Genomic DNA, 11,557 nt, shown 5'->3' on the forward strand with positions numbered 1-11,557 from the left:
TCTCGAAATCGATTGCCAGGCCGATATGCTTGGCAACCGAACTAGCAGCAGAGCAGGTCACCGATGAAAGTCTGCACAACCTACCGTGAAACCTTCTATCACGTACTCAACGCGGTGTTTACCGCCTATGGCAAGCAGCCGGTGGTAGCGGAACTGGGAGTGCTGCGCGGCGAAAACGCGATGAAGCTCTACCAGGCCCTGACCCCGGAAAAGATGGTGCTGATCGACAGCTGGAGCCCTGCCTCCAATGACGACTACAGCCCATTCGACCAGTTGCCGCCATGGGTCGAGCCGCCAGAGAAATACGCCTACTACTACGGCGGCCCGATGCATGAGCAGGCCACCTTCGACAACCTCTACCAGCAATGCCTGGACCGCTTCGCCGACAAGGACAACGTCACCGTCATCCGCGCCGACACCATCAGCGCCATCGATGCGATCCAGCCGCGTACCGGCATCGAGACCTTCGACGTGGTGTACATCGATGCCAGCCACCAGTACGAATTCATCCTGCGTGACCTGATGTACTACCAGGAACTGGTCGGCCCGGATGGCTTCATCCTGCTCAACGACTGCTGCCACAGCCCCAACGGCACCAAGCAGAACCTGGGCGTGCTCGAAGCCTTGAGCAGCTTCATGAAGCGCTCCGACTTCATCCCGCTGGCCATGACCAACACCGACTGGTCGGACGTGATCCTGGTGCGCAAGAACTCGATCATGGTGCAACTGGTGGACATCGCCCTGACCAACTCCGACATTCCGTTCGTGGAGATCCCGCACCAGCTGATCTCTGCCGCCAAAGTCGTTTACGGCCAGCAGCGCATCAACATCAGCTTCGCCTGATTGCGGTTGCAAGACGTCCTGGCCTTCGCCAGGACGACACCGGCCGACCCCACACGATCGATTAAATTCCCGCGAATCTGCCTGTTTTCCCTACAGATGCAGGCTGATTCACATTTTTTTCGTGAAAAGCAGCCTAACCGGCTTTCGCTGCTGAATTGTCCTACAACCATCCTGTACAGTACCCAGCGCTTGATTCAGCACTCACTGACAAGCCGGCAGGGATGGCCGATACAGACGCAGCATGCGCTGGTTGTCCCGCGTCGGTTTCCGACCCTGGAAGGGACACCCTCTTGAATACTGCATCGCTGCGCCGCTCACTGCTGGCGCTTTCCATTGCCGCTGCTACAGCCACGGCCAATGCCTCTCCCGCTATCGACTTGAATCACGACCTCAGCTCCGGTGCCTACAGCAATAACGGCGATACCTTCAGCAGCGCCACCTTCAGCGGCACATCGCAGAACGCCGGCGTCGAGCTGATCGATGTCACCGTGCTGGGCAACCTGACCAACAGCGGCGCGATCAACCTCAGCGCGGCGAGTGCCACCGATATTCCCTCGGCCATTTCCCTCACCCTTGATTCCAGCATCGGCGGCAACCTGGTCAACCAGGGCAGCATCAACGTGACCGGCGAAGGCGCCATGGGCCTGGACCTGTACCTGGCCAAGATTGCCGGTGATGTGATCAACAGCGGCAGCATTGCCGTGACGGGCCAGAACGCCAACGGCATGATGATCACCTCCACCCAGTCGAGCATCATCAACAGCGGCACCATCACCGCGCGTGGCGCCGACTCGGCCGGTATCGAAGTCGAGAATGCCGTCTTCAGCGGGTCCATCACCCCGCCCTACAAAAGCAACATCAACAACAGCGGCACCATTTCGGCAGATGGCATCGGCATCCATCTGGTCAACCTGAGCGGCAGCAACCTGTTTTCGATCACCCAGACCGCCGGCCTGCTCGAAGGCGGCACTGCGGCGATTCTGGCCGAAGACAGCAACGCGCAGTCGTACTTCTACTGGTCCGGCGGCCAGGTAAAAGGCGATCTGCTGGGGCTAAGTGGCGTGCTAGTCAAAGGCGACGTGGCTTTCGGCGGTTCGACCATCCGTGCCGGCTACGTGGACATCGACGGTGGCACCCTGACCCTGCTGGCGCCGCATACCGCGCTGGACGGCGATCTCGACCTCGACAGCGACACCGCACGCCTGCGTCTGCTGCTGGACAACACGACCCTGCCCGATTCACCGATTCTCAAGGTGACCGGCAACACCTACTTCTCCGCAGGTAGCCAGATCGAGCTGCAAGCCCGCTCCGACGACTTCCGCACCCCGGCCCAGGGCACCCGCTACACCCTGCTGAACTCCGGCACCTGGGAAGAGGCGCAGAACCTGTCGGTGGTCTCGTCCTCGGCGCTGCTCGAAGTGAAAAACTTCGGCATCGAGGGCCAGGATGTGAAGGCGCTGGTCGCAACCCGCAGCGATGAAGCGATCGAGCAGAACCTGCTCGGCGCCCGTGCTTCGCGCAATGCGGTCAATGCCATACAACCGTTCAAGAACACCGTGATGGGCCAGCTCAGCGAAAGCGATCCGGTATTCCAGGCCTTCGCCAACGCCAGCAGCGATGCGCAGCTGGCCAGTCTCGCCGAAACCCTGACCCCGGATGTCAGCCGCGGCGTGATCAATGCCGCCACCAGCAGCCAGACCCTGGTGGGCAACGCCGTCACCCGCCGCTCCAGCAATGCCCGCAACGGCCTGTCGTCCGGTGAAGGCCTGTCGGGCACTGGCGTATGGGTACAGGCACTGTCCAGCGATGCCGATCAGGATCGTCGCCACGGTATCGACGGTTACGATGCCAACACCAACGGCATCGCCGTGGGCGCCGACGGCAAGCTCGACCCCGATACCACCGTGGGCCTGGCGTACAGCTACCTGACAAGCGACGTCAAATCCGACCGGGGCAACAAGACCGATGTCAGCGGCCATGCCCTGACCCTGTACGGCAACTGGACCCTCGACAACTACTTCGTCGACGCTTCGGTGATGTACGGCTGGAACGACAACGAGTCCAAACGCTACATCGCCGGCAGCCGCGCCAAGGCCGACTACGACAGCGAGATCTTCGGCGTCAACGCGCTGGCCGGCTACACCTTCCAGCTCGACCGCCAGGTAGTGCTCGAGCCGCAGATCGGCGCGCGCTACGCCAATGTCTCGATCGACTCGTACCGTGAAAAAGGCAGCTCGGCGGCGCTCAACGTCGGCAGCCAGCGTTACGAAATCGGCGAGATGGGCCTGGGCGCACGCCTGGCAGCCGCCTTCGACCTGGGCGTGGGCAGCCTGGAGCCCGAAGCCAAGCTGATGGCCTGGCATGACTTCATCGGCGACAAGGCCGGCACCACCTCCACCTTCGTGCTGGGTGGCACGCCATTCACCACCCGCGGCGCCACCCCGGCCCGCGACAGCTACGAGCTGGGCCTGGGCGCAACCTACCGCGTCGGTGCCTGGAGCGTGGGGGGGTCGTACAACTACCTGACCAGCAGCGGCTTCGATGCCGACACCTTCACCGCCAACGTGCGCTACGACTTCTGACCTCAACCGCCAGACACGACAAAGCCCGCCAGAAGCGGGCTTTGTCGTGGCGCGTATTCAGGCGCGCTGCAAGCGTATCGTACTACTCATGGTGACTCAGGTAGGCGGTCAATGCCCGGCGCGTCAGGTCGTTGAGCGAAATACTCTGCCGGTTGGCAACCACGCTGGCGGCCAAATGCAGGTCATGGCCAACCCTCACATTGAATGAGCCTTTACATGGGGTTTCGGGAGCCTGATGCAAGGTTGCACATGTGTGTAGATAGTCATCCACGGCCTCGCGAAATGCCGCGTCCAACTGTGCCACAGTCTCTCCTTCATAGCTCACCAGAGCCCGGATGAACTGCACCTTGCCGTATAGACAGTTGTCTTCTGGGCTGGCTTCAATGGAGCCGTGATACCCCCTGTAATGCAACAGTGTGCCCATCAAATCAACCCTCCGGCTTTCAAGTGTTCAATAACCTGGCATCTGATGTAAGCCTTCAGCTCGTTGCCGGGATGTGGCTTATGCAAGTTGATCATCGCCAGCGGATTCCCGTTATCGAACTTCACTCGGCTTCCGTTACCGTTGATCACTCAGGCGCGCCAGGAAACCCCAGATGAACCGCTGTGAACAGCAGCCCCACAGTGGTCAAGACACCTCTCATCCCAATTGAGGAAACTGCCTACCCGCCTTACCTGATTTCTTCGAGTCAGACACGACAAAGCCCGCCAGAAGCGGGCTTTGTCGTGTCGGGGCGTGCCTCAGATATCCAGCACGATCTTGCCGAAATGCTGGTTGGTTTCCTGATAGCGGAACGCATCGGCGATCTGCTCCAGGCCAAAGTGCTTGTCGATCACCGGGCGAAGGCCGTTGGCGTCGATGGCGCGTACCATGGCCTGCTGCTGGGCACGGCTACCCACCAGTACCCCCTGCAGGCGCAACTGGCGCACCAGCGCCTGCACCAGCGGCAACTGCCCCGCCACGCCGGTGAGGATGCCGATCAACGAGATGTGCCCGCCAATGCGCGCGGCAATCATCGATTGCTCCAGCGTGGCCGGGCCGCCCACCTCGATCACATGGTCCACACCACGATTGTGGGTCAGGGTGCGCACCTGCTCGCCCCAGGCCGGGGTGGTGCGGTAGTTGATCAGGTGGTCGGCGCCCAGGGCCTTGAGGCGTTCGAGCTTGGCGTCGCTGGAGGAGGTGGCGATCACCGTGGCGCCCGCCAGCTTGGCGAACTGCAAGGCGAAGATCGACACCCCGCCGGTGCCCTGCACCAGCACCGTGTCGCCTGGCTTGAGTGCGTCGTCGGCCATCAGTGCACGCCAGGCGGTCAAGCCCGCAGTGGTCAGCGTGGCCGCTTCGGCGTGGCTCCAACCTTTGGGCGCATGGGTAAACGAAGTGGCACGGGCCGTCACCTGCTCGCGGGCATAGCCGTCGATGCCATCGCCCGGCACCGTGGCAAAGCCTTCGATCAGCGGCGCGCCATCCAGCCAGTCGGGGAAGAAGGTGCTGACCACCGCATCACCGACAGCGAACTCGCTGACCCCGGCGCCCACGGCCACCACTTCACCGGCACCATCGGCCATCGGAATGCGCGGCTCGGCAGGCCCCCACATGCCGCTGACCACGGCAAAGTCGTGGTAGTTGAGCGAGTTGGCACGCAGGCGCACGGTGATCTCGCCCGCCTGCGGCGCCGGCGCTTCGCACGTGCCCACCTGCACCTTGTCATATCCGCCGCCGGGTTGAACGTAAATGGCCTTGTGGCTCATGGGAAGCGCCTCGCTCGTGTCTGTAAAGGGTCAACCAGTCTTCGCTCGTGCCTGACGCAGGTCAAGCACCAGCACTTGCACAATCCGCCGGCAAACCACAATAATGCGACTAATTATCAATTACTCAGTATCCTCCGCGCCATGCCCGCACCCGATCACGCTGCCCTGCACGCGCTCTACAGCGAACACAACGGTTGGTTGAAAAGCTGGCTGCGCGCGCGCCTGGGCAACGCCAGCGATGCCGCAGACCTTGCCCAGGACACCTTCATCCGGGTGCTGACCGCACGCAATGCCCAGACCATTCGTGAACCGCGCAGCTACCTGGGCGCCATCGCCCATGCGCTGATGGTCGACAAGTTTCGCCGCAAGGCCCTGGAACAGGCCTACCTCGCCGAACTGGCCACCCGCCCGGAGCGCGTCGTCGAGTCGCCCGAAACGCGCCTGCTGATTCTCGAAACCCTGGTGGCCGTCGATACCCTGCTCGACGGCATGGGCGAACGCACCCGGCAGATCTTCCTGGCGGTGCAGCTCGAGGGCCTGAGCTACGTGGCCACCGCCGAGCGCATGGGCGTGTCGGTGACCACGGTGAAAAAACACATGATCCGCGCCATGACCCACTGCCTGCTGCTGACGGACGACTGACATGGCCCAGCCCCTGGACTACTCAACCCTGGAGGCGGCGGCCAGCTGGTACGTCAAGCTCAATGCCGCGCCGCCCAGCGAGGCCCAGGTGCAGGCCTGGCGGGACTGGCTGGCCAAGAGCCAGGCCCATGCCCAGGCCTGGGCACGGGTGGAAAAACTGCAGCGCCAGCTTGGCCGCCTGCCCGCCGACGTGGCCCTACCGACCCTGGCCGGCGTACGCGCGCGACGCCGCGCCGTGCTCAAGACCCTGGCCCTGCTGATGGGCGTGGGCATCACCGGCTGGGCCGTGCGCGAAAGCGACACGGGCCGCGAGCTGATGGCCGGGCTGCGTACCGGCAAGGGCCAGCGCCGCCACGTGACACTGGCCGATGGCAGTCAACTGGAACTCAACACCGACACCGCGCTGGATATCGAATTCGACGGCCAGCAGCGCCTGCTGCGCCTGTACAGCGGCGAAATCATGGTGCAAACCGCCGCCGACGCCGCAGGCCGGCCCTTCCTGGTGCAAACCCCGGAAGGCCGCATCCGCGCCCTGGGCACCCGTTTCAGCGTGCACAGCGAGGGCGGCCTGAGCCGGGTCAGCGTACTGGAGCACGCCGTGGAGGTCCGCCCCGCCGATCAGCCCGGGCAAGTGCTGCGCCTGGACAGCGGGCAAAGCGTGAGCTTCGACGCGCATCAGCTCGGAGCGGTCGGTAGCGCGGCCCCCGGCACCGGTGCCTGGACCGACGGCATGCTGACCGTGATCGAGTGGCGCCTGGCCGACTTCATCAGCGAGCTGCGCCGCTACCGTCCCGGCCTGCTGCGCTGCGACGAGCGTATTGCCGACCTGCGCCTGTCCGGCGCCTTTCGCATCGACGATACCGACACCGTCCTGCAGAACCTGGGCACCTCGCTGCCGGTCAAGGTGCGCTACCTCACGCGGTACTGGGTGAGCGTCGAGCCGGTCTGAAAAAACATCGAAAACCGGGTTGCCGATTTTCATTCTCATTCGGCTACGCAGTTAAAGCGGAAAAAAAAGCCGCGACCCTGCCCAGCCAATCGAAGGAAAACCTGCATGTCCGCCCCTTGCCCGCGAGCGCCTCGCCCTCTGCTACGCGTCGTCCACCTGGCCCTGTTCAGCCTGCCGCTGGCACCGTTGCCGTTGCTGGCGGTGCTGCCGTCAAACGCCCTGGCACAAAGCGCAAGCACCCACTTCCAGATCGCCGCAGGCCCGCTGGGCACCGCGCTGAGCCTGTTCGCCACCCGCGCCAGCATCACCCTGTCGTTCGATGCGCGGCAAACCCAGGGCCTGCAATCGGCGGGCCTGCAGGGCAGCTACAGCATCGATGAAGGCCTGGCGCGACTGCTGGCGGGCAGCGGCCTGCAGGCCCAGCGCCAGTCCAATGGCGGCTACGTGCTGGTGCCAGCCGGCAACGGCGGCGCCGTCGAGCTGGGGGCCACCAGCATCGAAAGCAATACCCTTGGCGAGACCACCGAAAACACCGGCGCCTACACCACCGCCGCCACCCGCACCGCCACCAAGCTGCCGCTGTCGATCCGCGAAACCCCGCAATCGGTCACCGTGGTCACCCGCCAGCAGATGGATGACCAGGGCGCGCAGAGCATCACCGACGTGCTGCGCAACACCCCCGGCGTCTCCGCCCAGGCCTACGACAGCGACCGTACCGAATTCTCCAGCCGTGGCCTGGCCATCACCAACTTCCAGTACGACGGCGTCAACACCATCTACGACGGCGTGTACGATGAAGGCACCGCGCATGTCGACATGGCGATCTACGACCACGTCGAAGTGCTCAAGGGGGCCACCGGCCTGATGACCGGCTCCGGCGACCCTTCGGCCACCGTCAACCTGATCCGCAAGAAACCCACCGCGCAGTTCCAGGCCTCGCTGTCGGGCAGCGCCGGCAGCTGGGACGACTATCGTGGCGAAGGCGATGTTTCCGGCCCGTTGAACGACAGCGGCAGCGTGCGCGGGCGCTTCGTCGGCGCGCAGCAGGACAGGAAGGGCTACCAGGACCACTACCAGCAGAAGAAAGAGGTGTACTACGGCATCCTCGAAGTCGACGTCACCCCCGACACCCTGCTGAGCGTGGGTATCGACCAGCAGACCACCACCCCGCGCGGCACCTCCTGGACCGGCAACCCGGTGTACTTCGCCGATGGCGGACGCACCGACTTTTCGCGCCGGTTCAACCCGGGGGCCGACTGGAGCCGTCGCGACTTCCAGAACCGCACCTACTTCGCCTCGCTGGAGCAGGCGCTGGCCAACGACTGGAGCCTGAAGCTAAGCGTCAACCAGCTGCAGAGCGACCACGACACGCGCCTGGCCTCGGCCAGCGGCGGTAATCCCGACCGTGCCACGGGCGAAGGCATGTTCATGTTCTGGGGCCGCTGGGAAGGTCACCGGGTGCAGAACACCGCCGACATCAACCTGTCCGGCCCCTTCACCCTGCTGGGCCGCCAGCACGACCTGGTGATGGGTTTCAACGCGGCCAACTCGCGCCAGACCGGCGCCACCTGGGACACCAGCCTGGGCGGCACACCGGGCAACATCTACGAATGGAACGGCAAGATCGGCGTGCCGGACTTCCCGAAAAACGGCAAGTACGAGCAGACCAAGCGCCAGAACGGCGCGTACATCGCCACCCGCCTGCGCCCCACCGACGACCTGTCGCTGATCCTCGGCACCCGCGTCAGCACCTTCAAGTACAACGACAACTACGATTACGACGGCCTCAACCCGGTGTACTTCAGCGACAACCAGGCCGGCTACAAGCAGCATGGTGTGGTGACCCCGTATGCCGGCGTGGTGTATGACCTGGACGACACCTACTCGGTGTATGCCAGCTACACCTCGATCTACCAGCCACAGACCTACAAGGACGCAAACCGCACCCCGCTGGATCCGGTGGAGGGCGACAGCTACGAGACAGGGCTGAAGGCGGCCTACTTCGAGGGGCGGCTCAATGCCAGCCTGGCGCTGTTCCGTATCGAGCAGGACAACGTGGCGGTGCAGACCGGCACCACCAACACCAACGAGGGGATCTACAAGGCTACCCGCGGCGCAACCACCGAGGGCGTGGAGCTGGAGATTGCCGGCGAACTGCAGGAGGGCTGGAACCTGTCGGCCGGCTATACCTATGCGCGTTCTCGCGACAAGGACCACCAGCGCATCTTCGGCTCGCCGATGAGCACCACCAAGCCTGAGCAACTGCTGCGGCTGTTCACCACCTACCGCCTGCCGGGGGCGCTGGACAAGGTCACGGTGGGTGGCGGGGTGAACTGGCAGAGCGCGTTCTACGGCCAGATCTACAGCCCTACGGTGAAGGATTACACCTTCATCAAGCAGGGTGGCTACACCCTGGTCGACCTGATGGGCCGCTACCAGTACAACGACCACCTGAGCTTCACGCTCAACGCCAACAACGTGTTCGACAAACGCTACCTGGCCGGGCTGGGCAACTTCGACACCACCTACTATGGCGAAGCGCGCAACCTGATGCTGACTACGCGCTGGGCGTTCTGATCGAGGGCCTGGGTTGATGATCCGGGCTTCTTCGCCGGCAAGGCCGGCGAAGAGGCCAGCACGGACCTACTGCAGCATCCCGTGCAACACCCCACAATCAGCCGCATGCCAATCCACCAGCTGCGGCCACGGGTTCTGCGGCACGTTCACCAGCACCGTGCGCGCACCCGCCGCACGCCCGCAGTCCAGATCGAAGCGATAGTCACCGACCATCACCATCTGCGCCGGTGCCACGTCCCACGCCTGGGCCAGTTGCAGCAGCCCGCCCGGGTGCGGCTTGGGCGGAGCCTCGTCGCGGCCGATGATGTCCTGCACCGGGAAGCAGTCGGCCAGGCCGATCGCCTCCAGCGTCACATGCGCCAGCTCGCGCGCATTACGCGTCAGGATCCCCAGCCGGCAGCCCCGCGCCGCCAGCTCGCGCACCAGCGCCACCGCCCCCGGCGCCGCCTGCGAGGCCACTGCCAGTTCGCGCTCGTGCTCCAGCAGCCAGGCATGCTTGGCCGCCGCCTCTGCCGCAGGCAGGGCCGCCAGATGGGTAAGAATGTCGTCCTGCGCCGGGATGTCCAGCGCCACGCGAATGGCCGCAAAGTCATGTACGGCAACGGTCAGGGTGCCGTCCATGTCGAACACCCAGTGGCGAATCGAGCGCAGGCTCATGCCCAGTCCTTGCGATGGCGAATCAGGCCTTCCTGGCACGACGAGGCCACCAGTTGCCCGGCGCGATTGAAGATGCTGCCACGGGCAAAGCCGCGCGCATTGCCCGCCCACGGGCTGTCCATGGCGTACAGCAGCCAGTCATCGGCGCGCAGGTTGCCGTGAAACCACAGCGCATGGTCGAGGCTGGCCAGCTGCATGTCGCGGTGCCACACCGACTTGCCATGGGGCATCAGCGAAGTGGTCAGCAGGCCGAAGTCCGAGGCGTATGCCAGCATGTACTTGTGCAGCGCCTGGGAGTCGGGCAGGTTGCCGTCGGCACGAAACCACGCGTACTTCACCGGGTCGCCAGGCTTGGGGTTGAAGGGGTCCTTCTCGGTCACCGGGCGCACTTCGATGGGCTTGGCGCACAGCAGCTTGTCGCGAATATGCTCGGGCAACTGATCGGCCATGCGCTCGGCCAGTTCCACTTCCGACGGCAGGTTCTCGGGGCCGACCACCTGGGGCATCTGGCCCTGGTGCTCGAAGCCTTCCTCGTCGTACTGGAACGAGGCGCTGCAGGTGAAGATCGGCTGGCCCTTCTGGATCGCCGTCACCCGGCGGGTGCTGAAGCTGCCGCCGTCACGCACGCGGTCCACCGAATACACCACCGGCATCGACGCATCGCCCGGACGCAGAAAATAGCCGTGCAACGAATGCACGTGGCGCGCCTCTTCGACCGTCTGACTGGCCGCCGACAGCGACTGGCCGAGTACCTGGCCCCCGTACAGCTGACGAAAGCCCAGGTCCTGGCTGCGTCCGCGGAACAGGTTTTCCTCGATCGCCTCCAGACTCAACAGGTCGACCAGATCGTCCAACACGTGGCTCATTCGAGATTCTCCAAAGCAAGGCCCAGGGCGCAAATAATACAGGGTTTGTCATTGGCGGCCTGTATGTTCTGCGATTCAGCCATGCAAGGTGGCCTGCCACTGGGCGCGGTTGATCCGGTACAGCACATGGGGGCGCAAGGGGTGGCCTGGCTCGAGGCGCGGGTGCTCGAAGTCGCCCAGCGGATCGGGCTGCATGCCGATGGCCTGCATCACCTTCTGCGACGGCAGATTGCCCTGGGTAGTGAACGACACCACTTCGTCCAGGCCCAGCTGGGCGAACGCACAGCGCAGGCAGGTCCAGGCCGCCTCGCTGGCGAAGCCCTGGCCCCAGTGGCGCCGCGCCAGGCGCCAGCCGATCTCCACCGCCGGGGTGAACGGCGCATCGAAGCTCACATTGAGCAAGCCGGTCATGCCGATGAACGCCCCGCTGTCCTGGCGCTCCAGGGCCCACAGGCCGAACCCGTACTCGGCAAAATGGCCGCGGATGCGGCCAATCAGTGCGGCGCTTTCGACCCGGCTCAGCGGCGCCGGGAAGTACTGCATCACCAGTGGGTCGGCACACAGGGCGGCGAACTCGGCGAGGTCGTCGTCCTGCCACTGGCGCAGCCGCAGCCGCGCGCTCTCCAGTTCAAGTATCGGGGTCATTGCCTGCTCCGTGATCACTGCCTTGCAGTGTACAGCGTAGGCAG

At 64.4% G+C, this 11,557-nt stretch carries 10 protein-coding genes and 1 pseudogene; 5 read left to right on the forward strand and 6 right to left on the reverse strand.

Going from position 1 to position 11,557, the window contains the following annotated elements; translation table 11 throughout:
* Positions 1-63: 63 nt before the first annotated feature.
* A complete protein-coding gene (locus DN388_RS19385; RefSeq protein ID WP_043863851.1) occupies positions 64-843 on the forward strand; it encodes a class I SAM-dependent methyltransferase in 780 nt (259 codons plus the stop codon).
* 290 nt (positions 844-1,133) lie between these two features.
* The gene (locus tag DN388_RS19390; protein ID WP_255001727.1) at positions 1,134-3,425 is read left to right on the forward strand and encodes an autotransporter domain-containing protein; all 2,292 of its coding nucleotides are present in this window, start codon (positions 1,134-1,136) and stop codon (positions 3,423-3,425) included.
* An 82-nt stretch (positions 3,426-3,507) separates the two neighbouring features.
* Here DN388_RS19390 and DN388_RS19395 read toward each other — a convergent pair whose 3' ends face one another.
* From DN388_RS19395 to DN388_RS19405, 3 genes and pseudogenes are all read right to left on the reverse strand, one after another.
* Positions 3,508-3,849, reverse strand: a complete 342-nt coding sequence (locus DN388_RS19395; protein ID WP_043863853.1) for a type II toxin-antitoxin system HicB family antitoxin — start codon at positions 3,847-3,849, stop codon at positions 3,508-3,510.
* Positions 3,849-3,995: pseudogene (locus tag DN388_RS19400) on the reverse strand (type II toxin-antitoxin system HicA family toxin); the annotation flags it as partial. The pseudogene DN388_RS19400 and the gene DN388_RS19395, both read right to left, overlap by 1 nt.
* A gap of 171 nt (positions 3,996-4,166) precedes the next feature.
* Complete coding sequence (locus DN388_RS19405) at positions 4,167-5,177, reverse strand: NAD(P)-dependent alcohol dehydrogenase (protein WP_255001729.1); 1,011 nt, start codon at positions 5,175-5,177, stop codon at positions 4,167-4,169.
* Positions 5,178-5,318: 141 nt separating this feature from the next.
* Between DN388_RS19405 and DN388_RS19410 the strand changes: the two genes are divergently transcribed.
* From DN388_RS19410 to DN388_RS19420, 3 genes are all read left to right on the forward strand, one after another.
* Positions 5,319-5,819: a sigma-70 family RNA polymerase sigma factor gene (locus DN388_RS19410; RefSeq protein ID WP_043863856.1), complete on the forward strand. Its 501-nt coding sequence runs from the start codon at positions 5,319-5,321 to the stop codon at positions 5,817-5,819.
* A gap of 1 nt (position 5,820) precedes the next feature.
* Complete coding sequence (locus DN388_RS19415; protein WP_255001730.1) at positions 5,821-6,768, forward strand: FecR domain-containing protein; 948 nt, start codon at positions 5,821-5,823, stop codon at positions 6,766-6,768.
* A 105-nt stretch (positions 6,769-6,873) separates the two neighbouring features.
* A complete protein-coding gene (locus DN388_RS19420) occupies positions 6,874-9,345 on the forward strand; it encodes a TonB-dependent receptor (RefSeq protein ID WP_255001731.1) in 2,472 nt (823 codons plus the stop codon).
* 66 nt (positions 9,346-9,411) lie between these two features.
* Here DN388_RS19420 and DN388_RS19425 read toward each other — a convergent pair whose 3' ends face one another.
* The 3 genes from DN388_RS19425 to DN388_RS19435 all read right to left on the reverse strand — a co-directional run bounded on the left by DN388_RS19425 (position 9,412) and on the right by DN388_RS19435 (position 11,513).
* Positions 9,412-10,002: an HAD family hydrolase gene (locus DN388_RS19425; protein ID WP_253086427.1), complete on the reverse strand. Its 591-nt coding sequence runs from the start codon at positions 10,000-10,002 to the stop codon at positions 9,412-9,414.
* A complete protein-coding gene (gene tesB / locus DN388_RS19430; RefSeq protein WP_043863859.1) occupies positions 9,999-10,868 on the reverse strand; it encodes an acyl-CoA thioesterase II in 870 nt (289 codons plus the stop codon). The genes DN388_RS19425 and tesB overlap by 4 nt, the downstream gene beginning before the upstream one ends.
* Positions 10,869-10,943: 75 nt before the next feature.
* Positions 10,944-11,513, reverse strand: a complete 570-nt coding sequence (locus DN388_RS19435; protein WP_043863860.1) for a GNAT family N-acetyltransferase — start codon at positions 11,511-11,513, stop codon at positions 10,944-10,946.
* Positions 11,514-11,557 lie beyond the last annotated feature (44 nt).

It is taken from the genome of Pseudomonas sp. S12(2018), from assembly GCF_024355235.1.
In the GTDB taxonomy this organism is placed as follows: Bacteria; Pseudomonadota; Gammaproteobacteria; order Pseudomonadales; family Pseudomonadaceae; genus Aquipseudomonas; species Aquipseudomonas palmensis.

What these genes read in the sequence shown, in the direction of transcription:
- tesB (WP_043863859.1), bottom strand. Translation starts at nt 10,868, where the DNA reads ATGAGCCACGTGTTGGACGATCTGGTCGACCTGTTGAGTCTGGAGGCG.
- DN388_RS19385 (WP_043863851.1), top strand. Translation starts at nt 64, where the DNA reads ATGAAAGTCTGCACAACCTACCGTGAAACCTTCTATCACGTACTCAAC.
- DN388_RS19425 (WP_253086427.1), bottom strand. Translation starts at nt 10,002, where the DNA reads ATGAGCCTGCGCTCGATTCGCCACTGGGTGTTCGACATGGACGGCACC.
- DN388_RS19410 (WP_043863856.1), top strand. Translation starts at nt 5,319, where the DNA reads ATGCCCGCACCCGATCACGCTGCCCTGCACGCGCTCTACAGCGAACAC.
- DN388_RS19415 (WP_255001730.1), top strand. Translation starts at nt 5,821, where the DNA reads ATGGCCCAGCCCCTGGACTACTCAACCCTGGAGGCGGCGGCCAGCTGG.
- DN388_RS19395 (WP_043863853.1), bottom strand. Translation starts at nt 3,849, where the DNA reads ATGGGCACACTGTTGCATTACAGGGGGTATCACGGCTCCATTGAAGCC.
- DN388_RS19420 (WP_255001731.1), top strand. Translation starts at nt 6,874, where the DNA reads ATGTCCGCCCCTTGCCCGCGAGCGCCTCGCCCTCTGCTACGCGTCGTC.
- DN388_RS19435 (WP_043863860.1), bottom strand. Translation starts at nt 11,513, where the DNA reads ATGACCCCGATACTTGAACTGGAGAGCGCGCGGCTGCGGCTGCGCCAG.
- DN388_RS19405 (WP_255001729.1), bottom strand. Translation starts at nt 5,177, where the DNA reads ATGAGCCACAAGGCCATTTACGTTCAACCCGGCGGCGGATATGACAAG.